6 protein-coding genes are annotated in these 25,395 nt (G+C 70.4%); 3 read left to right on the forward strand and 3 right to left on the reverse strand.

Annotated elements, in window-relative coordinates:
• Positions 1 to 44 precede the first annotated feature (44 nt).
• Positions 45 to 6,308, reverse strand: a complete 6,264-nt coding sequence (locus PS467_RS35730; protein WP_311038690.1) for an SDR family NAD(P)-dependent oxidoreductase — start codon at positions 6,306 to 6,308, stop codon at positions 45 to 47.
• Between the two features lie 38 nt (positions 6,309 to 6,346).
• On the reverse strand, positions 6,347 to 21,022 hold the full coding sequence (locus tag PS467_RS35735) for an SDR family NAD(P)-dependent oxidoreductase (RefSeq protein WP_311038691.1): 14,676 nt from the start codon (positions 21,020 to 21,022) through the stop codon (positions 6,347 to 6,349).
• 355 nt (positions 21,023 to 21,377) lie between these two features.
• Here PS467_RS35735 and PS467_RS35740 point away from each other — a divergent pair, with 355 nt between their 5' ends.
• Complete coding sequence (locus PS467_RS35740; RefSeq protein ID WP_311038692.1) at positions 21,378 to 22,370, forward strand: FkbO/Hyg5 family chorismatase; 993 nt, start codon at positions 21,378 to 21,380, stop codon at positions 22,368 to 22,370.
• Between the two features lie 57 nt (positions 22,371 to 22,427).
• On the opposite strand, the gene PS467_RS35745 is transcribed toward PS467_RS35740, so the two are convergent.
• Positions 22,428 to 22,931, reverse strand: a complete 504-nt coding sequence (locus PS467_RS35745) for an AtaL-like protein (protein ID WP_311038693.1) — start codon at positions 22,929 to 22,931, stop codon at positions 22,428 to 22,430.
• A 313-nt stretch (positions 22,932 to 23,244) separates the two neighbouring features.
• Between PS467_RS35745 and PS467_RS35750 the strand changes: the two genes are divergently transcribed.
• Both PS467_RS35750 and PS467_RS35755 read left to right on the forward strand, forming a co-directional pair.
• Complete coding sequence (locus tag PS467_RS35750; protein WP_311038694.1) at positions 23,245 to 24,639, forward strand: DHA2 family efflux MFS transporter permease subunit; 1,395 nt, start codon at positions 23,245 to 23,247, stop codon at positions 24,637 to 24,639.
• Between the two features lie 61 nt (positions 24,640 to 24,700).
• Positions 24,701 to 25,375 carry an O-methyltransferase gene (locus PS467_RS35755; protein ID WP_311038695.1) on the forward strand — a complete coding sequence of 225 codons (675 nt, stop codon included), beginning with the start codon at positions 24,701 to 24,703 and terminating at the stop codon, positions 25,373 to 25,375.
• Positions 25,376 to 25,395: the final 20 nt, after the last annotated feature.

Here is a 25,395-nt window from a genome sequence, read left to right on the forward strand (position 1 = left end):
GGACGGGGACCGCGCGGACGCTCTTCGGGGCGGTCCGTCGAAGATCAGTGGGACGTGTCCTGACCCGCTTTGCCATCGAGGAAGTCGAAGATCTCCCGGGCGCTCGCCGCGTCGAGGTCCAGTGCGGTGTCGGTGGCCGGCCGGGTGGTGTCCAGCGTCGACATCCACTGCTTCAGCCGCGCCACCACGGCCGGTCGCCGCTCCTCGTCCTCGGCCAGCGCACGCAGCGTCACCTCGATGCCGTCCAGATCGGCCAGTGAGGGCCCGGTGTCGGCCGGGACCAACCGCGCCACCAGGTGATCGGCCAGCGCGTTCGGCGTGGGGTGGTCGAAGACGAGGGTGGCGGGCAGCCGCAGCCCGGTGGCGGCGGTGACGCGGTTGCGGAACTCGACGGCGGTGAGCGAGTCGAAGCCACCGTCCTTGAACGCCTGGGTCGGACTGACGTGCTCGGCGTCCGCGTGGCCGAGCACGGTGGCCGCCTGCGCCCGCACCAACTGGAGGACGGCCGCCCGACGCTCCTCGGGCGCCAGCGCGGCGACACGGTCGGCCCAGGTGCCGTCCTGGGCGGCCGCCTGGCCGGCGGTGGGCCGGGCGGCGCGGACCAGCGCGCGGAGCACCGGCGGCACGCTGCCGGAACGCCCGACGGTAGGCAGGTGGAGCTTGACCGGTGCGACGGTGCCGAGTCCGTGGCCGAGGGCGGTGTCGAACAGTGCGGTGCCTTCGTCGTCGGTGAGTCCGTGGATTCCGGCGCGGGTCATGCGGTCGTGGTCGGCCTGGGTGAGGTGGGCGGTCATGCCGCCTTCCCGCTGCCACCAGCCCCAGGCGAGCGAGGTGCCCGGCAGGCCCTGGCGGCGGCGGTGGGTGACCAGGGCGTCGAGGAAGCTGTTCGCGGCGGCGTAGTTGGCCTGCCCGGGGCTGCCCAGCACCGCGGCCGAGGAGGAGAAGACGACGAACAGGGCGAGATCCTGGTCGCGGGTGAGTTCGTGCAACCACCAGGCGGCGTCGGCCTTGGGTGCGAAGGTGGTGGTCAGGGCGTCGGGGTCGAGGTGGTCGATGGTGGTGTCGGCGAGGGCTCCGGCGGTGTGGACGATGCCGGTGAGGGGGCCGATGTCGTCGATGAGTGCGGCGAGGGCGGTGCGGTCGGTGAGGTCGCAGGAGCGGACGCGGACGCGGGCGCCGTGCTGTTCGAGTGCGGTGGTGAGTTCGGTGGCGCCGTCCGCGTCGGGTCCTTGGCGGCTGGTGAGGACGAGGTCGCGGACGCCGTGTTCGGTGACGAGGTGGCGGGCGATGAGGGAGCCGAGGCTGCCGGTGCCGCCGGTGATGAGGACGGTTCCGTCGGGGGTGTGCGGGATGGTGAGGACGACCTTGCCGACGTGGTGGGCCTGGGCCATGAACCGGAAGGCGTCCACCGCCTCCCGCACGTCCCAGCACCGCACCGGCGGCAAGCGCAGCGCGCCGCTGCCGAACAGCTCCACCAACTCGGTCAGCATGGCCGCGATCCGGTCGGCGCCGGCATCCCGTGCCAGATCGAACGCCTGGTACGTGACCCCCTCGGGCAGGTCCGCGGGGTCGCGGAGGTCGGTTTTGCCCATTTCGATGAAGCGTCCGCCTGGGGTGAGGAGGCGGAGGGAGGCGTCGATGAGGTCGTCGGTGAGGGAGTTGAGGATGACGTGGATGCCGTGGTCGTGGGTGGTGGTGCGGAAGGTGTTTTCGAAGTCGTGGGTGCGGGAGGTGGCGATGTGGTCGTCGTCGAGGCCCATGGCGCGTAGGTGGGGCCATTTGGCGGGGCTGGCGGTGGCGAAGACTTCGGCGCCGAGGTGTTGGGCGAGTTGGATGGCGGCGGTGCCGACGCCGCCGGTGCCGGCGTGGATCAGGACGCGTTCGCCGGGTTTGAGGGCGGCCAGGTCGTGCAGGGCGTAGTAGGCGGTGAGGAAGACGATGGGGAATGCGGCGGCTTGGGTGTGGGACCAGCCTGTTGGTGTGGGGGTCATCATGCGCCGGTCGGCTATCGCGGTGTTCGTGAGTGCGTTGGGGAAGAGTCCGGTGACGTGGTCGCCGGGGGTGAGGTCGGTGATGTCGGGGCCGACGTCGAGGACGATGCCGGCGGCTTCGCTGCCCATGGTGGCCTGGCCGGGGTACATGCCCAGGGCGATCAGCACGTCGCGGAAGTTCAGACCGGCGGCTCGTACCGCGATCCGTACTTCTCCTGGCAGCAGGTTCCGGGTGGGGGTGTCGGTCGGGAGCAGTGTGAGGTTTTCCAGTGTGCCGTGTTCGCTGGTGTCCAGGTGCCAGGCGTCGGTGTCGGCTGGTGGTGTGAGTGCTTCCGTCGCTGCTGTGGTGGTCAGTCGGGGGACGGTGACGGTGCCGTCGATGATGCGGGCCTGGGGTTCGCCGGAGGCTACGAGGGCGGGCAGGATCTCGCGGGAGGCGGGGTGGTGGTCGGTGTCGATGAGGATGATGCGGTTGGGGTGTTCGGTTTGGGCGGTGCGGAGTAGTCCCCAGACGGCTGCGCCGGCGAGGTCGTCGTGGGTGGCTTCGACGACGAGGGGGGTGGTGGTGTTCTGGGCCAGGTGGTGTTGGACGCGGGCCAGCGCCTCGGTGGTGATGCGGTGGGTGTCGGCGACCACGTCGTCGCCGACCGTCGGGACCACGTACCGCTCGAAGTCCACCGTGGTTGCGGTGCCGCCGCTGGACCACGGGAGCCAGTCCAGCGCGTACAGGTCGTCGGCCCCGCGAGGGCGGGCGCGCAACTGGGCAGGGTCGATCGGCCGCGTGGTGAGCGAGTCGACGGTGACGACCGGCTGACCGCTGGTGTCGGTGGCCGACAGGGACACCGCGCCGGTGTCGTCCGTCTCCAGTGTGACCCGGAGGTGGGTGGCGCCGGTGGCGTGGAGGGTGACGCCGGTCCAGGCGAAGGGCAGCCGGATCTCGTCTCCGTCGGAGTCCGCGACCAGCGCGTGGAGGGCGGCGTCGAGGAGTGCGGGGTGGATGCCGTAGCCGTCGGTGTCGCCGGCGTGGTCGGGGAGGTGGACGTCGGCGAGGAGTCGGCCGTCTTGGCGCCAGAGGGCTTGGAGGCCCTGGAAGGCGGGGCCGTATTCCAGTCCGGTGGTGGCGAGGTGGTGGTAGGTGTCGTGCAGGGGGATGGGTTCGGCGTTGGTGGGAGGCCAGGTTTCCGGGGTGCGGGGGGTGTGCCGGCGTTGGGCGAGGGCGCCTGTGGCGTGGTGGATCCAGGGCTGGTCGGGGTCGGTGCGGGTGTGGATGGTGAGGGTGCGGGTGGTGGTGTCGTCCGGTGGGTTGATGGTGATCTGGATGGTGGTGGGGTGGGTGAGGGTGATGGGGGTGTGGATGATGAGTTCGTCGAGGGTGGTGTGGTGGGTGTGGTCGCCGGCGTGGAGGGCCATGTCGACCAGTGCGGTGCCGGGGAGGAGTGGGGTGCCGTTGACGGCGTGGTCGGCGAGCCAACCGTGCTGGGTGGGGCTGAGCCGACCGGTGAGGACGGTCTCGCCGGAGTGGGCGAGGGTGGTGGCGGCGCCGAGGAGCGGGTGGTCGGTCCGGCTGAGTCCGGCGCTTTCCACGTCGGCGTCAGCGGTTTTGTCGTTGAGCCAGTAGCGGGTGTGTTGGAAGGGGTAGGTGGGGAGGGGGATGGTGGTGGCTGGTGGGATGAGGGTGTGCCAGGTGATGGGGTGGCCGTGGGTGTGGGCGTGGCCGAGTGCGGTGAGGAAGGCGTGGGTGTCGTCTTGGTTGTTGCGGAGGGTGTGGATGGTGGTGGTGTTGGGGTTGGTTTCTTGGATGCTGGGGGTGAGGGTTGGGTGGGGGCTGGTTTCGATGTAGGTGGTGTAGCCGTTGTGGGTGAGGTGTTCGATGGCGGGTTGGAAGAGGACGGGTTGGCGGAGGTTGCGGTACCAGTAGTCGGCGTTGAGGGTGGGGGTGGTGATCCAGGTGTTGTCGGTGGTGGAGTAGAGGGGTGTGGTGGGTGTTTGGGGGGTGATGGGGGCGAGGATTTCTTTCAGTTGGTGGTGGAGTTGGTCGATGTGGCCGGAGTGGCCGGCGAAGTCGACGCTGGGGAGTTGCCAGCGCATGATGTGGTGGTGGGCGAGTTGTTTGGTGAGGTGGTTGATGGCTTGGGGGTCGCCGGTGATGGTGGTGTTGTTGGGTGCGTTGTGGGCGGCGATCCAGATGCGGGTGTTCCAGTGGTCGGGGTTGGTGATGTTGCGGATTTTTTCGGGTGGTGCGAGGACGCTGATCATGGTGCCGTGGCCGGTGAGGGGGAGGAGTGCTTTGCTGCGGAGGGTGGTGATGCGGGCGGCGTCTTGGAGGGTGAGGGCTCCGGCGGTGTAGGCGGCGGCGATTTCGCCTTGGGAGTGGCCGATGATGGCGTCGGGGGTGAGGCCGTGGTGTTGCCAGAGGGTGGCGAGGGCGACCATGGTGGTGAAGAGGACGGGTTGGATGACATCGACGCGGTTCCAGGTGGGGGCGTGGGGTTGTTGGGTGAGGATGTCGGTGACGGACCAGTCGATGTGTTCGGAGAGGGCGGTGTCGATTTCGTGGATGGTGTCGCGGTAGAGGGGTGAGGTTTCCCAGAGGCGTTGTCCCATGCCGATCCATTGGGAGCCTTGGCCGGGGAAGACGAGGACGGTTTTTCCGCCGTCGGGGGTGTGTCCGGTGAGGTTGTCGAGTGCGGTGTCGAATTCTTCGCGGGTGGAGCCGACGAGGACGGCGCGGTGGGGGAGTGTGGTGGAGCGCTGGGTGATGAGGGTGTGTGCGATGTCGTGGACCGTGCCGGTGGTTTCCGTCACCAGTTGACGGGCCAGGTCTTTGAGTGCGGCCTCGTTCTGCGCGGAGAGCACCCACGGCACCGGACCGGACGGTTCCAGCACAAGCCCGGCGGGCTCGGGAGGCTCGGTGGGCTCCGCCGGTTCGGGTGCGGGCGGCGCCTGTTCGAGGATGACATGCGCGTTGGTGCCGCTCACGCCGAACGACGACACCCCCGCGCGCCGGGGACGTTCCTCCGAGCCCGGCCAGCTCCGGGCCTGGGCCAGGAGTTCGACGGCGCCCGCTGACCAGTCGACCTCCGGAGTCGGCTCGTCGATGTGCAGGCTCTTGGGCATCACCCCGTGCCGCATGGCCATGACGGTCTTGATGACGCCGGCGACCCCGGCGGCGGCCTGGGTGTGCCCGATGTTCGACTTCAGCGACCCGAGCCACACCGGCCGGTCACGGTCCTGCCCGTACGTCGCCAGCACCGCCTGCGCCTCGATCGGATCGCCCAGCTTGGTGCCGGTGCCATGCGCCTCCACCACGTCCACGTCGGCCGCCATCAGTCGGGCGTCGGCGAGCGCGGCCCTGATGACCCGCTGCTGCGCGGGGCCGTTCGGCGCGGTGAGGCCGTTCGACGCGCCGTCCTGGTTGACGGCGGTGCCGCGTACCACGGCCTGCACGGGGTGGCCGAGCCGCTGGGCGTCGGACAGCCGCTCGACCAGCAGCAGGCCGACACCCTCGCTGAGTCCGGTGCCGTCGGCCGACGTGGAGAACGCCTTGCAGCGGCCGTCCCTGGCGAGCCCGCGCTGCCGGCTCAGCTCGGAAAAGATCCGCGGCGTGGCGAACACGGTCACCCCGCCGGCGACCGCCAGCGGGCACTCGCCGGCCCGCAGCGCCCGTACCGCCAGGTGCAACGCGGTCAGCGACGAGGAGCAGGCGGTGTCGACCGACATCGCCGGCCCCTCGAACCCGAACGTGTACGACACCCGCCCGGACGCGACACTCGCCGCCTCCCCGTTGCCCGTGTAGCTCTCCAGCTCGCCGGGGATCCGCCGCACCCGCGTCGTATAGCTGTTGGCCATCAGACCGGTGAACACGCCGGTGCGGCTGCCGCGGAGTGAGGCCGGGTCGATGCCGGCGCGTTCCAGCACCTCCCACGTGGTCTCCAGCAGCAGTCGCTGCTGCGGGTCCATGGCCAGTGCCTCGCGCGGCGAGATGCCGAAGAACGCCGGGTCGAACCCGGTGGCGTCCTTCAGGAAGCCACCCTCGCGCATGTACGAGGTGCCCTCCTGGGCCGGGTCGGAGCCGAAGAAGCCCTCCAGATCCCAGCCTCGGTCGTCCGGGAAGCCGGAGATGGCGTCGGTGCCGGACGCCACCAGCTCCCACAATGCCTCCGGTGAGGTCACGCCGCCGGGGAAGCGGCAGGCCATGCCGATGATCGCGATCGGCTCGGCGGACGCGGACTCGACCTCGGCGAGCCGCTCACGGGTCCGGTAGAGATCCGCCGTGACCCGCTTCAGGTAGTCGGCCAGGGTCTTCGAATCAGCCATGCGGTATCAACCTTTGAGGATGAGGGCGAGCCGAGCGGTCAGTTGGAGGCACGGCCGAATTCCTTGTCGATGAAGCTGAGCAGCTCCGATTCGGAGGCGTCCGCCAACCTGTCGAGGACCTGGTCGCCGCCCGCCGCGGCGGCCGGCGCCGTGGACGGCGCGTCGAGCCGGGCCAGGATGGAGCGCAACCGGACGGCGATCGCGGTGCCTGTCTCGTCGTCCGGCCGGTTGTCGAACAACTGCCGTTCGAAACGCTCCAGCTCGCGCAGCATCTCCGGGGACGACGACCCGCCGTCGTCCAGCGGCCCGAGCTGGGCGAGCAGGTGACCGGTGAGGGCGTCCGGCGTGGGGTGGTCGAAGACCAGAGTGGCGGGCAGCCGCAGCCCGGTGGCGGTGGTGATCCGGTTGCGGAACTCGACGGCGGTGAGCGAGTCGAAACCGGTGTCCTTGAACGCCTGGCTGGGGTTGATCCGGTCGGCGTCGCTGTGCCCGAGGACCCGCGCCGCCTGCTGGCGGACCAGGTCCAGCACCGCCCGGTCCCGCTCCTCCGGCGCCAGCGCGGAGATACGGTCCGCCCAGTTCTCGGCGGGGGCGGTCGCCTCGCGGGCGGCAGGCCGAACGGCGTGGACCAGCCCACGGAGCACGGCGGGCACCGTGTCGGTCCGATTGAGGGTGGGCAGGTGGAGCTTGACCGGTGCGACGGTGCCGAGTCCGTGGCCGAGGGCGGTGTCGAACAGTGCGGTGCCTTCGTCGTCGGTGAGTCCGTGGATTCCGGCGCGGGTCATGCGGTCGTGGTCGGCCTGGGTGAGGTGGGCGGTCATGCCGCCTTCCCGCTGCCACCAGCCCCAGGCGAGCGAGGTGCCCGGCAGGCCCTGGCGGCGGCGGTGGGTGACCAGGGCGTCGAGGAAGCTGTTCGCGGCGGCGTAGTTGGCCTGCCCCGCGTTGCCGAGCACACCGGCGACCGACGAGAAGACGACGAACAGTGCCAGGTCGTGGCTCCGGGTGAGTTCGTGCAACCACCAGGCGGCGTCGGCCTTGGGCGCGAAGGTGGTGGTCAGTGCGTCGGGGTCGAGGCGGTCGATGGTGGTGTCGGCCAGAGTCCCGGCGGTGTGGATGACGCCGGTGAGGGGGCCGATGTCGTCGATGAGTGCGGCGAGGGCGGTGCGGTCGGTGAGGTCGCAGGAGCGGACGCGGACGCGGGCGCCGTGCTGTTCGAGTGCGGTGGTGAGTTCGGTGGCGCCGTCCGCGTCGGGTCCTTGGCGGCTGGTGAGGACGAGGTCGCGTACGCCGTGTTCGGTGACGAGGTGGCGGGCGATGAGGGAGCCGAGGCTTCCGGTGCCGCCGGTGATGAGGACGGTTCCGTCGGGGGTGTGCGGGATGGTGAGGACGACCTTGCCGACGTGGTGGGCCTGGGCCATGAACCGGAAGGCGTCCACCGCCTCCCGCACGTCCCAGCACCGCACCGGAAGGCTCCGCAGCGCTCCCCGCTCGAACAACCCGGTCAGCTCCACCAGCATCGCGCCGATGCGGTCCGGACCCGCGTCGTCGGCGATGTCGAACGCGCGGTACGTCACGCCCGGATGCGCCCGTGCCACTTCCGCGGGGTCGCGGAGGTCGGTTTTGCCCATTTCGATGAAGCGTCCGCCTGGGGTGAGGAGGCGGAGGGAGGCGTCGATGAGGTCGTCGGTGAGGGAGTTGAGGATGACGTGGATGCCGTGGCCGTGGGTGGTGGTGCGGAAGGTGTTTTCGAAGTCGAGGGTGCGGGAGGTGGCGATGTGGTCGTCGTCGAGGCCCATGGCGCGTAGGTGGGGCCATTTGGCGGGGCTGGCGGTGGCGAAGACTTCGGCGCCGAGGTGTTGGGCGAGTTGGATGGCGGCGGTGCCGACGCCGCCGGTGCCGGCGTGGATCAGGACGCGTTCGCCGGGTTTGAGGGCGGCCAGGTCGTGCAGGGCGTAGTAGGCGGTGAGGAAGACGATGGGGAATGCGGCGGCTTGGGTGTGGGACCAGCCTGCTGGTATGGGGGTCACCATGCGCCGGTCGGCTATCGCGGTGTTCGTGAGTGCGTTGGGGAAGAGTCCGGTGACGCGGTCGCCGGGGGTGAGGTCGGTGATGTCGGGGCCGACGTCGAGGACGATGCCGGCGGCTTCGCTGCCCATGGTGGCCTCGCCGGGGTACATGCCCAGGGCGATCAGCACGTCGCGGAAGTTCAGCCCGGCGGCTCGTACCGCGATCCGTACTTCTCCTGGCAGCAGGTTCCGGGTGGGGGTGTCGGTCGGGATCAGTGTGAGGTTCTCCAGTGTGCCGTGTTCGCTGGTGTCCAGGTGCCAGGCGTCGGTGTCGGCTGGTGGTGTGAGTGCTTCCGTCGCGGCTGTGGTGGTCAGTCGGGGGACGGTGACGGTGCCGTCGATGATGCGGGCCTGGGGTTCGCCGGAGGCTACGAGGGCGGGCAGGATCTCGCGGGAGGCGGGGTGGTGGTCGGTGTCGATGAGCACGATGCGGTTGGGGTGTTCGGTTTGGGCGGTGCGGAGTAGTCCCCAGACGGCTGCGCCGGCGAGGTCGTCGTGGCTGGCTTCGACGACGAGGGGGGTGGTGGTGTTCTGGGCCAGGTGGTGTTGGACGCGGGCCAGCGCCTCGGTGGTGATGCGGTGGGTGTCGGCGACCACGTCGTCCCCGACCGTCGGCACCACGTACCGCTCGAACTCCGGGCCGGTCGCGGAAACGGCCGGGGTGTACGGGACCCAGCCCAGACCGTACAGGTCGTCCGTCCCGGGCCGGGTACCACGGAGATGCTCAACGGCGAGCGGCCGGGTGACCAGCGAGTCGATGGTGATGACGGGCTGACCGGTGGTGTCGGTGGCCAGCAGGCGGATGGCGCCGGTGTCGTCGATGTCCAGTCGGACTCGCAGGTGGGTGGCGCCGGTGGCGTGGACGGTCACGCCGGTCCAGGAGAACGGCAGGCGGGGGATGCCGTCGTCCGTGGTGCTGAGGGCGGCGGGGTGGAGGGCGGCGTCGAGGAGTGCGGGGTGTAGGGGGTGGCCGGTGGTGGTGCCTGCGGCGGTGGGCAGTTCGATGTCGGCGTAGAGGGTGTTGTGGTGGTGGTGGAGGGTGCGGAGTCCTTGGAAGGCGGGGCCGTAGTGGAGTCCGGTGTCGGCGAGTTGTTGGTAGGCGTTGGTGAGGTCGATGGGGTGGGCGTCGGCTGGTGGTCGGGTGTCGTGTGGTGTGGGTGTGGGGGTGGGTGGGGTGTGGCGGCTGAGGGTGCCGGTGGCGTGGCGGGTCCAGGTGCCGTTGGTGTGGCGGCTGTGGAGGGTGAGGGGGCGGTGGCCGGTGGTGGTTTCGGGGCCTACGGTGATTTGGATGGGGGTGGGGTGGGTGAGGGTGATGGGGGTGTGGATGACGAGTTCGTCGAGGGTGGTGTGGTCGGTTTCGTCGCCGGCTTGGATGGCCATGTCGAGGAGTGCTGTGCCGGGGACGATGACGGTGTTGCCGACTGTGTGGTCGGTGAGCCAGGGGTGGGTGGTGGTGGAGAGTCGGCCGGTGAGGATGAGTTCGCCGGTGTCGGCCACGGTGGTCATGGCGCCCAGGAGGGGGTGGTTCGTTGTGTCCAGGCCGGCTCCGGTCACCTCGGTGCCCCCGACGGCGGCATCGTGCAGCCAGAACCGTTCGCGCTGGAACGGGTAGGTCGGCAGCTCCACGCGTCGGCCCCGGGGGACCACGGCGGACCAGTCGAGCTCCACACCGCTGGCGTGGAGCTGCCCGGCGGCGGTGAGCACGCTGTGGACTTCGTTGTGGTTGCGGCGGGTGGTGGGGATGAGGTGGGTGGTGGTGGGGAGGGTGGTGCGGGCGAGGGTGGTGAGGGTGGCGTCGGGGCCGATTTCGAGGTAGGTGGTGATGCGGTGGTGGTGGTGGAGGTGGTGGAGGGTGTCGGTGTAGCGGACGGGTGCGGTGATGTGGTGGGTCCAGTGGGTGGTGTCGGGGTGGGTGGGTGTTGCGGTGAGCATGCTGATGAGGGGTGTGTGTGGGGGGTGGTGGGTGAGGGTGTTGAGGGTGGTGGTGAAGGGGGTGAGGATGGGTTGCATGAGGGGGGAGTGGAAGGCGTGGCTGACGTTGAGCCAGTTGGTTTTGACGTTGAGTTGGGTGGCGATGTGGTGGAGGGTGGTGTGGTCGCCGGAGAGGACGGTGGTGTGGGGGCCGTTGATGGCGGCGATGGAGATGGTGTTTTTGTGGGCGGTGAGGTGGGGTTGGAGGGTGTGGGGGTCGGTGGCGATGGCGAGCATGGCGCCGCCGGGTGGGAGGTTTTGCATGAGGGTGGCGCGTGTGGTGATGAGGTGGATGGCGTCGGGGAGGGTGAGGGCGCCGGTGATGTGGGCGGCGGTGATTTCTCCGAGGGAGTGGCCGCAGACGGCGTCGGGTTGGAGGCCCCAGGTTTGCCAGAGTCGGTAGAGGGCGGTTTCGAAGGCGAAGAGGGCGATTTGTGCGTGGTCGGTGCGGTGGAGTGTGTCGGCTTGGTCGGGGTTGAACATGACGTCGCGTAGTTCGGGGCCGGTGAGTTCGAGGATGTCGTCCAGTGCTTCGGCGAAGGCGGGGAAGTGTTCGTAGAGTTGTCGGCCCATGCCGGGGCGTTGGGAGCCCTGTCCGGTGAACATCACCGCCAGCGGCCCGCCGTCCCCGGTGCCCGGCGTCAGGTCGGCCAGCCCGGCTGTGAAGTCCTGCACCGTCTCCCCGACGACCACCGCGCGGTGCGGCAGGACCGCCCGGGTGGTGATGAGTGAGTGCGCCACATCATGGACGGACACCTCCTCGCCCTCGACCAGCGCCGCCAGCCGCTGTGCCGACTCCCGCAGGGCGGGTTCGGTGTGTGCGGAGAGTATCCAGGGCACGGGTCCGGTCGGGGGTGTGTGTGAGGTGTCGGGTTCTGGTGTGGTGGGTTCTGGTGTGGTGGGGGCTTGTTCGAGGATGACGTGGGCGTTGGTGCCGCTGACGCCGAAGGAGGAGATGCCTGCGCGGCGGGGGTGGTGGTCGGTGGTGGGCCAGTCGCGGGGTTCGGTGAGGAGTTCGACGGTGCCGGCGGTCCAGTCGACTTCGGGGGTCGGTTCGTCGATGTGCAGGGTTTTGGGCATCACGCCGTGGCGCATGGCCATGACGGTTTTGATGATGCCAGCCACTCCTGCGGCGGCTTGGGTGTGGCCGATGTTGGATTTCAGGGAGCCCATCCACAGCGGTTGGTCGCGGTGTTGTCCGTAGGTGGCGATGAGGGCTTGGGCTTCGATCGGGTCGCCGAGTTTGGTGCCGGTGCCGTGGGCTTCGATGAGGTCGACGTCGGTGGGGGTGAGGTGGGCGTTGGTGAGGGCGTCGCGGATGACGCGTTGTTGGGAGGGGCCGTTGGGGGCGGTGAGGCCGTTGGAGGCGCCGTCCTGGTTGACGGCGGTGCCGCGTACCACGGCGAGTATCGGGTGGCCGAGGCGTTGTGCGTCGGAGAGTCGTTCGATGAGGAGGAGGCCGATGCCTTCGGCCATGCCGAAGCCGTTGGCGTTGGCGGCGAAGGCTTTGCAGCGGCCGTCGTCGGCGAGGCCGCGTTGTCGGCTGAACTCGATGAACGGTGTCACCGATCCCAGGACGGTGACGCCGCCGGTGACGGCGAGGGTGCACTCCCCGGAGCGCAGTGCCTGGACCGCGAGGTGCAGGGCGACCAGGGAGGAGGAGCAGGCGGTGTCCAGGGAGACGGCCGGGCCCTCGAAGCCGAAGGTGTACGAGACCCGGCCCGAGGCCACGCTCGCCGCGCTGCCGTTGGCCACGTAGCCTTCGAGCTCGGCCGGCGCGCTGCCTCGCAGGGCGACGTAATTGCTGGCCATGATGCCGGTGAAGACGCCGGTGCGGCTGCCGCGCAGTGAGGTGGGGTCGATACCGGCGCGTTCCAGAAGCTCCCAAGTGGCCTCCAGCAGCAGCCGCTGCTGCGGGTCCATGGCCAGCGCCTCACGCGGGGAGATGCCGAACGCGTCCGGGTCGAAGTCGCCGGCGCTGTCCAGGAAGCCACCGTGGCGGGTGTAGGTGGTGCCGGGGTGGTCCGGGTCGGGGTCGTACAGGCTGTCCAGGTCCCAGCCACGGTCGGTGGGGAATGTGGTGATGGCGTCGCCGCCGGTGCTGATCAGGCGCCACAGGTCCTCGGGGGAGTCGACGCCGCCGGGCAGCCGGCAGGCCATCCCCACGATCGCGATCGGCTCCGCGTCTCCGGCCACGGCGGCCCTCGGCCGGGCGGTGTCCGCTGCCGAGCCGAGCAGCAGACCGGCCGCCGCCGCGCAGGTGGGGTAGTCGAAGATCAGTGTGGCCGGCAGCCGCAGTCCCGTCGCCGCCGACAGCCGGTTGCGGAACTCCACGGCGGTCAGGGAGTCGAACCCGAGGTCCTTGAAGACCTGACGCGCTCCGATCGCGGTGGCGTCGGCATGCCCGAGTACGGCCGCGGCCTGCTCCCGGACCATGTCGACGGCCACCCGCTCTCGCTCCTGCCGCGTCATCCCGGCCAGCCGGTCGCGCCAGGTCCCGGCGGCCTCGTCGCTGCTCGCGGTCGCCCGGGGCCTGCGCACCAGGCCGCGCAACACGGTCGGTGTCACCGGTGCGGCGCGGAGCGCCACCAGGTCGAACGCGGCCGTGACCACGCTCCCGGCGTCCGTGGCCAGCGCGGCGTCGAACAGGGCCAGCCCCTCGGTGTCGGCCAGCGGCCGGAGCCCGTCGCGGGCCAGTCGGTCGTGGTCCGCGCGAGTGAGGTGGCGGGTCAGACCGGTGGTGCGTTCCCACGAGCCCCAGGCCAGAGAGGTACCGGGGAGACCGTGGCGGCGACGGTGGGTGATCAGACCGTCGAGGAAGCTGTTGGCGGCGGCGTAGTTGGCCTGCCCCGCGTTGCCGAGCACACCGGCGACCGACGAGAAGACCACGAACATGGCCAAGCCGTGATCCAAGGTCAGCTCGTGCAACCACCAGGCGGCGTCGGCCTTCGGTGCGAACGTGGTGGCCAGCGCGTCGGCGTCCAGGCGGTCGACGGTGGCGTCGGCCAGCACCCCGGCCGTGTGCACCACGCCCGTCAGCGGACCGACCTCGTTGACGAGTGTGGCGAGGGCGGTGCGGTCGGTGAGGTCGCAGGAGCGGACGCGGACGTGGGCGCCGAGGTCGGTGAGTTCGGTGGTGAGTTCGGTGGCGCCGTCCGCGTCGGGTCCTTGGCGGCTGGCCAGGACCAGGTCGCGGACGCCGTGTTCGGCGACCAGGTGACGGGCGACCAGTGAGCCCAGACCGCCGGTGCCGCCGGTGATCAGCACGGGGCCCGAGGAGAGGTCGGGGCGCTCGTCGGGGGACGCCCCGGCGTCCACCGGCCCGCGTGTCAGCCGGGGGAGGGTGATGGCGCCGTCGCGGATGCGGGCCTGGGGTTCGCCGGAGGCGATCAGGGTGGGGAGTGCCTTGTGGGAGGCGGGGTGGTGGTCGGTGTCGACCAGCACGATGCGGTCGGGGTGTTCGGTTTGGGCGGTGCGGAGCAGTCCCCAGACGGCTGCGCCGGCGAGGTCGTCGTGGGTGGCTTCGACGACGAGGGGGGTGGTGGTGTCGTGGGCCAGGTGGTGTTGGACGTGGGCCAGGGTTTCGGTGGTGATGCGGTGGGTGTCGGCGACCACGTCGTCGCCGACCGTCGGCACCACGTACCGCTCGAACTCCGCCGTGACGGCGCTCGCGTCCAGCGGGCGGGCGACCCATGCCAGGTCGTAGAGCTGGTGGGCGCCGGTGCTCCCGGCACGGAGCTGGTCCGCATCCACCGGCCGTGTCACCAGAGAGTCGATCGAGACGACGGGCTGTCCCGTGGTGTCCCGCGCCAACAACCGGATCGCGCCGTCGTCGTCGATGTCCAGCTCGACCCGCAGCCTGGTCGCTCCGGTGGCGTGGAGGGTGACGCCGGTCCAGGCGAAGGGGAGTCGGGTGTCGGTGTGGTTCTGCGCGACGGTGGCGGCGTGGAGGGCGGCGTCGAGGAGTGCGGGGTGGATGCCGTAGCCGTCGGTGTCGCCGGCGTTGTCGGTGAGGTGGACGTCGGCGAGGAGTCGGTTGTCTTGGCGCCAGAGGGCTTGGAGGCCTTGGAAGGCGGGGCCGTATTCCAGTCCGGTGGTGGCGAGGTGGTGGTATGTCCCGTCCAGGTCGATGGGTTCGGCGTTGGTGGGGGGCCAGGTGGTGTGGGGGGTGGGGGGTGTGGTGTGGGTGCGGGTGAGGGTGCCGGTGGCGTGTTGGGTCCAGGGTTGGTCGGGGTCGGTGCGGGTGTGGATGGTGAGCGTGTGGGTGTTGTCGTTGTGGGTGGGGGTGGTGGTGATCTGGATGGTGGTGGGGTGGGTGAGGGTGATGGGGGTGTGGATGATGAGTTCGTCGAGGGTGGTGTGGTGGGTGTGGTCGCCGGCGTGGAGGGCCATGTCGACCAGTGCGGTGCCGGGGAGGAGTGGGGTGCCGTTGACGGCGTGGTCGGCGGTCCAGGGGTGGTGGGCCGGGTCGAGGTGCCCGGTGAAGATGGTGGCGCCGGTGTCGGCGACCGTTGTGGTGGCGCCGAGCAGTGCGTGGTCGGCCTGGCTCAGACCGGCGCTTTCCACCTGTGCGTCAGCGGTTTTGTCGTTGAGCCAGTAGCGGGTGTGTTGGAAGGGGTAGGTGGGGAGGGGGATGGTGGTGGCTGGTGGGATGAGGGTGTGCCAGGTGATGGGGTGGCCGTGGGTGTGGGCGTGGCCGAGTGCGGTGAGGAAGGCGTGGGTGTCGTCTTGGTTGTTGTGGAGGGTGTGGATGGTGGTGGTGTTGGGGTTGGTTTCTTGGATGCTGGGGGTGAGGGTTGGGTGGGGGCTGGTTTCGATGTAGGTGGTGTAGCCGTTGTGGGTGAGGTGTTCGATGGCGGGTTGGAAGAGGACGGGTTGGCGGAGGTTGCGGTACCAGTAGTCGGCGTTGAGGGTGGGGGTGGTGATCCAGGTGTTGTCGGTGGTGGAGTAGAGGGGTGTGGTGGGTGTTTGGGGGGTGATGGGGGCGAGGATTTCTTGGAGTTGGTGGTGGAGTTGGTCGATGTGGCCGGAGTGGCCGGCGAAGTCGACGCTGGGGAGTTGCCAGCGCATGATGTGGTGGTGGGCGAGTTGTTTGGTGAGGTGGTTGATGGCTTGGGGGTCGCCGGTGATGGTGGTGTTGTTGGGTGCGTTGTGGGCGGCGATCCAGATGCGGGTGTTCCAGTGGTCGGGGTTGGTGATGTTGCGGATTTTTTCGGGTGGTGCGAGGACGCTGATCATGGTGCCGTGGCCGGTGAGGGGGAGGAGTGCTTTGCTGCGGAGGGTGGTGATGCGGGCGGCGTCTTGGAGGGTGAGGGCTCCGGCGGTGTAGGCGGCGGCGATTTCGCCTTGGGAGTGGCCGATGATGGCGTCGGGGGTGAGGCCGTGGTGTTTCCAGAGGGTGGCGAGGGCGACCATGGTGGTGAAGAGGACGGGTTGGATGACGTCGACGCGGTTCCAGGTGGGGGCGTGGGGTTGTTGGGTGAGGATGTCGGTGACGGACCAGTCGATGTGTTCGGAGAGGGCGGTGTCGATTTCGTGGATGGTGTCGCGGTAGAGGGGTGAGGTTTCCCAGAGGCGTTGTCCCATGCCGATCCATTGGGAGCCTTGGCCGGGGAAGACGAGGACGGTTTTCCCGCCGTCGGGAGTGTGTCCGGTGATCTGTTCCAGGGCGGTGGCGAATTCTTCGCGAGTGGAGCCGACGACCACGGCACGGTGCGGCAGCCCGGCCCGCGTGCTGATCAATGAATGGGCGATGTCCCGCACCGAGCCGTCCACGGTGGCCAGTTGACGCGCCAGGTCTTTGAGTGCGGCCTCGTTGTGCGCGGAGAGCACCCACGGCACCGGACCGGACGGTTCCAGCACAAGTTCGGCGGGCTCGGAAGGCCCGGCGGGCTCGGTGGGCTCCGCCGGTTCGGGTACGGGCGGCGCCTGTTCGAGGATGACATGCGCGTTGGTGCCGCTCACGCCGAACGACGACACCCCCGCGCGCCGGGGACGTTCCTCCGAGCCCGGCCAGTCCCGGGCCTGGGCCAGCAGTTCGACGGCACCCGCCGACCAGTCGACCTCCGGAGTCGGCTCGTCGATGTGCAGGCTCTTGGGCATCATCCCGTGCCGCATCGACAGGACCGCCTTCATCACACCGGCGACCCCGGCGGCGGCCTGGGTGTGGCCGATGTTCGACTTCAGCGACCCGAGCCACACCGGCCGGTCACGGTCCTGCCCGTACGTCGCCAGCACCGCCTGCGCTTCGATCGGGTCGCCGAGTTTGGTGCCGGTGCCGTGGGCTTCGATGAGGTCGATGTCGGTGGGGGTGAGGTGGGCGTTGGTGAGGGCGTCGCGGATGACGCGTTGTTGGGAGGGGCCGTTGGGGGCGGTGAGGCCGTTGGAGGCGCCGTCCTGGTTGACGGCGGTGCCGCGTACCACGGCGAGTATCGGGTGGCCGAGGCGTTGGGCGTCGGAGAGTCGTTCGATGAGGAGGACTCCGGCGCCTTCGGACCAGGCGGCGCCGTCGGCGGTGGCGGCGAAGGATTTGCAGCGTCCGTCGGGGGAGAGGCCGCGTTGGCGGCTGAACTCGATGTAGGAGGAGGGGGAGGCCATGACGGTGACGCCGCCGGCGACGGCGAGGGTGCATTCGCCGGAGCGCAGTGCCTGGACCGCCAGGTGCAGGGCGACCAGGGAGGAGGAGCAGGCGGTGTCGACCGACACGGACGGTCCCTCGAACCCGAACGTGTACGACACCCGGCCCGACACCACGCTCCCCGAGCCACCACTGCTCAGGTAGCCCTCCAGCTCCGGCGGCACGGTCCGCAGGCGCGAGATGTAGTCGTGGTACATGACGCCGGCGAAGACGCCGGTGCGGCTGCCGCGGAGTGAGGTGGGGGCGATGCCGGCGCGTTCCAGGACCTCCCAGGTGGTCTCCAGCAGCAGCCGCTGCTGCGGGTCCATGGCCAGTGCCTCGCGGGGGGAGATGCCGAACAGGGCGGCGTCGAAGTCGCCCGCGTCGTGCAGGAAGCCGCCTTCGCGGATGTAGGAGGTGCCGGGGTGGTCCGGGTCGGGGTGGTAGAGGTGATCCAGGTCCCAGCCACGATCGGTCGGGAAGCCGGAGATGGCGTCGCCCCCGGAGGACAACAGGTCCCACAGCCCCTCGGGCGAGGTCACGCCGCCCGGCAGCCGGCAGGCCATGCCGACGATCGCGATCGGCTCACCGGATGGAGCGGCGGCGTCCGCGGGCTCCGTGTCGGGGCCCGCCGCGGACGCGTCGCCGAACAGGCGGCCGTTGAGGTAGGCCGCCAACGCGTCGGGGTTGGGGTAGTCGAAGGCGAGCGTGGCGGGCAGCGCCAGCCCGGTCGCCGCCGTCAGCCGACCGCGCAGCTCCACGGCGCTGGTCGACGTCATGCCGATGTCGCGGAACGACTGCCGGCCGTGCACCGGCCGGCCGCCGGTGATCACGCCGACCTCGGACAGCACCAGGTCGAGCAGGGCCCGGTCGCGCTCCGCCTCGGGGAGCCGGGCCAGCCGCCCGGCGGCGCCGGTGTCCACGGCCGATGCGGCCAGCTCGTGCCGCATCGCCAGCACCGACGCGTCGTCCACCGTGGTCGCCGCGTCGAACAGGGCGAGCCTCTCCCGGGGCGTCAGCTCCTCGCGCGGCCCCCAGCCGAGGGCCAGTGCGGGCAGTCCCCGGGCGTGCCGACGGTTGGCCACCGCCTGGAAGACCGCGTGCGCCGGACCGTTGTCGATCGGTGCGGACAGCACGAACAGCGACGGGGGCGCCTCCCGGGTGAGCTCGTCCAGGGCCAGCGCGTCCTGGAGCGGGCCGAGTTCGACCTCGCCGGCGAGCGTGGTCGGCAGCGTCTCGGGACCGGCCACCTGGAGCACGGCCGTGATCGGCGGCCCGGCCGCCCGGAACGCCGCCGCCAGCGATGCCCGGTCGCCGGGCTCGCGGACCAACTGGGTCACGGTCGCGCCCAGTTCGGTCAGACGGGCGGCCAAGTCCGGTACGGCCGTGCGGGCGAGCAGCCGCACATGCCGTACGCCGTACGCGGCGACCAGGTGCCCGGCGAGCTCGGCGGCCTGCTCCTGGTCCGCGCCGGAGACCAGCACGGTGCCGTCCGGGTCCGGCCGGCTCACCCGCTGCCCGCTCCCCGCACGGGCCAGCCGGGGAACCAGCACCTCGCCGCCGCGTACCAGCGCCCGCGGCTGCCCGGACACCAGGGCGGCCGACACGGCGGCGGTCGCCTCGCCGCCGTCGGCGTCCACCAGCACCAGCGCGTCGTCCGGCACGTCCGCCCGCATGGACTCCACCAGTCCCCAGGCCGCGGCCTGCGCCGGGTCGCGGTCCACGCCGTGGGTCAGCACGGCGACCCGGCCGGACTGGTCGGCCAGCCCGGCCCGCACCGCGCGCAGCACGTCGTCCAGGGAGCCGGACGGGCAGTCCACGACCGCCGCCCCGGGCGCGTCGGGGTCCGCCGGCGCGTCGGGCAATGCTGGGCGGCGCGGCAGGGTCGGCGCGTTGGACACTGCCGGGTGGTTCGGCAGAGTCGGCGCGTTGGACACTGCCAGCCGGTCCGGCAGAGTCGGCGCGTCGGGCAGGTCCGGGGCCCCGGGGCGGGTGGGGGTCTCCGGCAGGTCCGGGACGCCGAGCGGCTCGGCAGCGTTCCGCAGGCTCGGCGCGTCCGTCGGTTTGGCGGTGTTCCGCGGGCTCGGCGCGTCCGTCGGTTTGGCGGTGTTCCGCGGGCTCGGCGCGTCCGTCGGTTTGGCGGTGTTCCGCGGGCTCGGCGCGTCCGTCGGTTTGGCGGTGTTCCGCGGGCTCGGCGCGTCCGTCGGTTTGGCGGTGTTCCGCGGGCTCGGCGCGTCCGTCGGCTCGGTGGCGTCCCGTAGGCCCGGCGCGTCCGTCGGCGCGGTCGAGTCCGGGCCCTCCGAGAGGGCCGGCGTGTCCGGGTCCTCCGAGAGGGCCGGCGTGTCCGGTCCGTCCGCTGGGGCTGGACGGCCGTCGGTGAGCGGCGTGTCGCCGTCCGCGGGCGCCACGCCGCCCTCGGACCGGTGCGCGGAGCCCGCCTGGCCGCCGTCGCCCGGTCCGGTGTCCGTCGACAGCGGCGTCCACTCCACGCGGAACAGCGACTCGAACGACCCGGCGCTCACCGCCCGCAGCCGGGCCGGGCTCTGCTCCAGCGCGTGCCGCTTGATCTTCCCGGACCCGGTGCGCGGTATCGAACCGATCTCGTACAGCTCCTCCGGCACCTTGAAGTACGCCAGGTGCTCGCGGCAGGCGGCGAACACCTGGTCCGGGTCGAAGCCGTCCGCGGCCGGTACGAGGTAGGCGACCGGCACCTCACCGAGGGCGGGGCGGGCCGAGCCGACGACCGCCGCGTCGGCCACGCCCGGTACGCGCAGCAGCACCTGCTCCACCTCGGTCGGGTGGATGTTCTCCCCGCTGCGGATGATCAGCTCGCTGAGCCGGCCGGTGATGGTGTGGTAGCCGAGGTCGTCGCGGCGGCCGAGGTCGCCGGTGCGGTACCAGCCGCGGGGCAGCGCCGCCTCGGTCGCCTCCGGCTGGTTGTAGTAGCCGACCATCAGGCTGGGCCCGCCGACCCAGATCTCGCCCTCCTCGCCGGTCTCGACGTTCTCGTGGGTCTCCGGGTCGACGATCCGTACGGTCAGGCCGGGCACCGGCAGTCCGCAGGAGCCCTCGACCTGGGTTCCGTTCGGCCAGTTGGCGGTGATCAGGCCGCATGTCTCGGTGCTGCCGTAGCAGTCGAGCAGCGGTACGCCGAAGGTTTCCTGGAACTCCGCGCGCAGCGTCGCGGTGCTGATCGCGCCGGCCGACAGGCACACCCGCAGGTTCGGCAGCGACAGGTCGCCGTCCCGGGCGGCGTCCAGCAGGTAGTGGTACATGGTCGGCACACCGGCCAGGAAGGTGAACTCCTCGGTGCGCAGCGTGCGCAGCAGCTCCTCGGCGTCGAACGCCTCGGTGATCCGCGCGGTCGCGCCGACCGCGGTCACGCTGAGCACGCAGTAGATGTGCGCCAGGCTGTGGAACAGCGGCACCGGCCACAGCACCCGGTCGCTCTCGGAGAGCCCCAGCACACCGGCGGACGAGGCGGCCACCGACCACAGGCAGCTGCGCTGGGTGGACAGCACGCCCTTGGGGCGGCCGGTGGTGCCGGAGGTGTAGAGCATCCAGGCGATGTCGTCCAGCCCGAGGTCGTCGCGGGCGGGCTGCTGCGGTTCGGTCTCGGCGAGCGCCTCGAACGACACCGCGCCGCTCTCCTCGTCACCGGTCACCACCACGGTCAGGTGCGGCCGTTCGGCCTGGAGCCGGCGCACCTGGGGCAGCCGGGTGTGGTCGGTGACGATGACCCGGGCCGCGCTGTCGTCGAGCAGGTAGGCGAGCTCGGCGCTGGAGGAGTGCGGATTGACGGGCACGCCGATCGCGCCGGCGCGCACGATGGCCAGGTAGCTCTCGATGGTCTCGACGCAGTTGCCCAGGTAGATGGCGGCCCGGTCACCGGGCATCAGCCGCAGCTGCGCGAGGTGTCCGGCCAGCCGGCGGGTGCGGGCCTCCAGCTGGGCGTAGCTGACGCCGCGCCTGGAGTCGGCGAACGCGGTCTGGGTTCCCCTGCGGGCCGCGTGCGCCTTCAGCAGTTCGGGCAACGGCCGGATCAGCTCGCGACGGAGCATGCCACCACACCTCTCGGTCGTACCGGTCGTCCCGGTCGGCCGGCGCTCCGCTGACGGTGCCCGCCGACCGGCGGACGTCAATCCCCGGCTTATTCCAAAGGCCGTGTCCGTAAAAGCGGCTAGCAGTCGGCACATTAACCAAGCGGAGGTCCGGAGCACCCCCCTAGCCGCCCCCTAGTGGTCACTATTTTCTTGTACTCACTGGTCGCCACCGCGGCCCGGTCGGGGCGCAGTGTAGCTTTTTTGACGGGCCGCAAGAATGGCTCCGGCACATCGATTCCGGAGCCAAGAGAGAGCAACCCACCAGAGAGAATGCGGAGCCACATTGAATTCGTCATCGCTTGGCCGGAATGGGTTGACGTCGTACTTCGCAAGCGGGCGCACCAGGGGAGTACCCCCGGCCGGAAGAAAGATCCTCGGTATCGTCAACTACACGTCCGCGTGCGAATATCCCACCCTTGACCACGGCTATCCCGAACTCGACATCAACATGGTCGCCCCGACCGCGGAGCCCTTCGCCGAGGTGTGGGTGACGGACACCGAGGCGGAGCACGGCGAACGCGACGGAATCACCTACGCGCACGACGGCGAGTACTTCTTCTGCGCCGGTCGGGTCCCGCCCGCCGGGCGGTACACGGAAGCCACCAGAGCGGCGTACGTCACCATGTTCGAGCTGCTGGAGGCATTCGGCTACTCCAGTGTGTTCCGCATGTGGAACTTCATCGGTGACATCAACCGCGACAACGCGGAGGGCATGGAGGTCTACCGCGACTTCTGCCGCGGCCGGGCCGAGGCGTTCGAGCAGTGCCGGCTGGAGTTCGATCAGTTCCCGGCGGCCACCGGGATCGGCTCCCGGGGCGGTGGCATAGCCTTCTACCTGCTGGCCTGCCGGTCCGGCGGGCATGTGCACATCGAGAACCCCCGGCAGGTGCCGGCCTACCACTACCCGAAGCGGTACGGTCCGCGTGCGCCGCGCTTCGCCCGCGCCACCTACCTGCCGTTCAGGGCCGCGGACCGGGCCGGCGGCCAGGTCTTCGTGTCCGGCACCGCCAGCGTGCTCGGCCACGAGACGGCGCACGAGGGCGACCTGGTCAAGCAGTGCCGACTGGCGCTGGAGAACATCGAACTCGTCATCAGCGGCGGGAACCTGGCCGCGCACGGCATCTCCGCCGGCCACGGGCTGACGGCGCTGCGCAACATCAAGGTGTACGTCCGCAGGTCCGAGGACGTGCCCGCGGTGCGCGAGATCTGCCAGGAGGTGTTCTCACCGGACGCCGACGTCGTGTATCTGACGGTGGACGTCTGCCGCTCCGACCTGCTGGTGGAAATCGAGGGTGTGGTCATGTAGCACGATCCGGTGCCCCGGCCTCGGCCGGGGCACCGCACGTCCCGGCGACGGAGGATTTCAGGCGGCGGCGGTGCCCAGCGTCACCTTGCGCAGTGTTTCCGCGGTCTGGCGGGCCGTCTCCAGCACGCCCGCGTCGGTCTCCGCGAGCAGCCCCTCGACCTCGGTGATGCGCTGCGCGGAACGCTCCGACAACACCACCGAGACGGTGTAGCGGAAACGCCCCTCGGGGTCCTGGTCGAGTTCGTTGATGACCGCGGTGAAACGCGGGTCGTCCAGCACCTCGAAGTCGATGCGCCACCGGTCGCGGCGCGGCGTGACGCGTTCCCGCACGATGTCCTTGCCGAAGAAGACCGCCTCCCGCAGGAATCCGTCGGGGTACCGCTCGACGATGCGGCACTCACTGATCTGCGCCACGTAGTCGACCGGGTATTCCGCCTTGCGGAGGAGGGTCTCCCACAGCGCGTCGTAGCTGATCCCGTCCTGGCTGTCCGTGCTGATCCCGTCCTGGCTGTCCGTGGTGGAATCGTTGATCAGGGCGGAATGGGAAATGATGATGGCCACGTCTTCTCGCTCTCAGCGGGTGCGGCGCCCTACCCGGTTCGGCCGCACGGTCTTCGGCTGACGGCTCGGCAGCCGCGAGCGTAGGGCGGTCCCGGACGCGCCGGGAATTCTGAGTTTTCCACCATCCGTCCATCAGATGGTAATTTCTTGTCCCACAACCCCCCGGTGACCGGCATTTCCGCAGCTCAGCGCCGTTTTGTTGGCCTTGACCAAGATGAGCGGATGATGGGAATGTATGCGCCGTACTCGGTGCCCTGACCCGGAGGAACAGATGAGGCCGCCACGGCTTAACCCGAAATTATCAGTCAGCGTGATGTTCACCGTCTCCATGTTCGTACGCATGCTGGACATGACGATCGTGACGGTGGCACTGCCGGCGATCAGCCGGGACTACCACGTCGACACGGTCAGCGCCAGTGCCGTCGTGGTCAGTTACCTGTTGGGCCTGGTCATCGGCATCCCCGCGGCGAGCTGGTGCGGTGACCGGTGGGGCACCAAGCGGGTCTTCGTGATGGGGCTCGTCGTCTTCACGCTCGCCTCCGCCGCCTGCGGGGTGTCCCAGAACCTGCCGGCGCTGACGGTCTTCCGGCTGCTCCAGGGCCTCAGCGGCGGCCTGTTCGGGCCGGTGGTGATGGCGATGCTGATGCGCACCTTCCCGCCGGAGGAGCGGATCAAGGCCAGCCGGGTCATGACCATCCCGATCGCCGCCGCCCCGCTGATCGGATCGGTGCTCGGCGGGTTCATCGCCGACTCCCTCTCCTGGCGCTGGATCTTCTACATCAACCTGCCCATCGGTGTCGCCGCGACCCTGTTCGCCGTGTGGTTCCTGGACGACGACGGCCAGCGGGCGCGCAACCCGTTCGACGTCCTCGGCTTCCTCTACGCGGCCGGCGGACTCACCCTGCTGATGTACGGACTGAACAAGAGCGTCGACGACGGCTGGACCTCGGCTCTGGTGCTCGGCTGCGTCATCGGCGGCGCGGTGCTGCTGGGACTGCTGTGCTTCACCGAACTGCGGGCCGCGCACCCCCTGCTGGACCTGCGGGTCTTCGGCAACCACATCTTCCGGATCAGCTCCGGCATCATCTTGATGATCACCGCGTTCAACGCCGCGTACAACTTCGTGTTCCCGCTGCTGTACCAGAACGTGTTCGACCGCTCGGCCCTGCGGGTCGGCATCGACATCGGCCCCGCCGCCGTCGGGGCCATCGCCGGGGCGCAGGTCGCGGTGAAGATGTACCACCGGCTCGGTCCGCGCAGGCACCTGCTGGTGTCGCTGACCGCCTCGTTCGTGGGCCTGGCGCTGATGGCGTTGATCGACGGCGGCACCCAGCGGTGGCTGGTGTGGCTGATCATGCTCTACACCGGCGCGGTCAGCGCCATCGCGTACAACGCCGCGCAGACCATGTCGTTCGCCACCCTGACACCGACCCAGGTCGGGGTCGCCTCCTCGCTGTTCAGCACGGCCACCCAGACCGGCGCCGCGCTCGGCGTCAGCCTGCTCAGCACCATCCTGGCCGGCCTGGGCACCACCACCGGCTCCGGCGCACCGGACCTGTCCACGTACCAGCTGGGCTTCGTCGTCACCAGCGGACTCGCGATCGTGGCGCTGCTGCTGACGCTGCGGGTCCGCGACAGCGAGGCGGCCGGCACGCTGGCGCCGCAGCCGGCGAAGGAGGCGGTGCCCGACGTGAATCCGGCCCCCTAAACCCCCCTAGAAACGACTCCGGTCCCGCTGCGCCGCGGCGTGCTCTCCCACCATGGGGGCCATGGCGAACCAAGTGAGCACGTCTGCGGAGCTGCTGGACTACGTCACCTCGGTCTCGCTGCGTGACGACGAGATCCTGCGCGGCCTCCGCGAGGAGACCGTCGGCCTGCCGGGCGGCACCACGCTTCCGGTGGCCGCGGAGGAGGGCCAGCTGCTGGCGCTGCTGGTCTCGCTCACGCAGGCGAGGACGGTCCTGGAGATCGGCACCTACACCGGCTACAGCACGCTGTGCATGGCGCGTGCGTTGCCGCTCGACGGCCGGATCGTGACGTGTGACGTCACCGACAAGTGGCCGTCCGTCGGCCGCGAGTACTGGAAGCGCGCGGGCGTCGCCGACCGCATCGACGTACGCGTCGGCCGGGCCACCGAAACCCTGGACGCGCTGCTCGCCGACACCGGGTTCGGGCCGGACTCCTTCGACTTGGTCTTCGTCGACGCCGACAAGGCGAACTACCCGGCCTACTACGAGCAGGCGCTGCGGCTGGTGCGGCCGGGCGGACTCGTGGTCATCGACAATACGCTCTTCTTCGGCCGGGTCGTCGACCCCGCCGCGCAGGACCCCGACACCGTCGCGGTGCGGGAGCTGAACGCCAAGCTGTTCACCGACGACCGCGTCGAGCTGTCGCTGCTGCCGGTCGCCGACGGCATCACGCTGGTGCGCCGGACCACTGATTGATCCCGCCGCCTCACGCTGGT

The organism is Streptomyces luomodiensis (genome assembly GCF_031679605.1).
Lineage (GTDB): Bacteria > Actinomycetota > Actinomycetes > Streptomycetales > Streptomycetaceae > Streptomyces > Streptomyces luomodiensis.

What these genes read in the sequence shown, in the direction of transcription:
- PS467_RS35735 (WP_311038691.1), bottom strand. Translation starts at nt 21,022, where the DNA reads ATGCTCCGTCGCGAGCTGATCCGGCCGTTGCCCGAACTGCTGAAGGCG.
- PS467_RS35730 (WP_311038690.1), bottom strand. Translation starts at nt 6,308, where the DNA reads ATGGCTGATTCGAAGACCCTGGCCGACTACCTGAAGCGGGTCACGGCG.
- PS467_RS35750 (WP_311038694.1), top strand. Translation starts at nt 23,245, where the DNA reads ATGTTCACCGTCTCCATGTTCGTACGCATGCTGGACATGACGATCGTG.
- PS467_RS35755 (WP_311038695.1), top strand. Translation starts at nt 24,701, where the DNA reads ATGGCGAACCAAGTGAGCACGTCTGCGGAGCTGCTGGACTACGTCACC.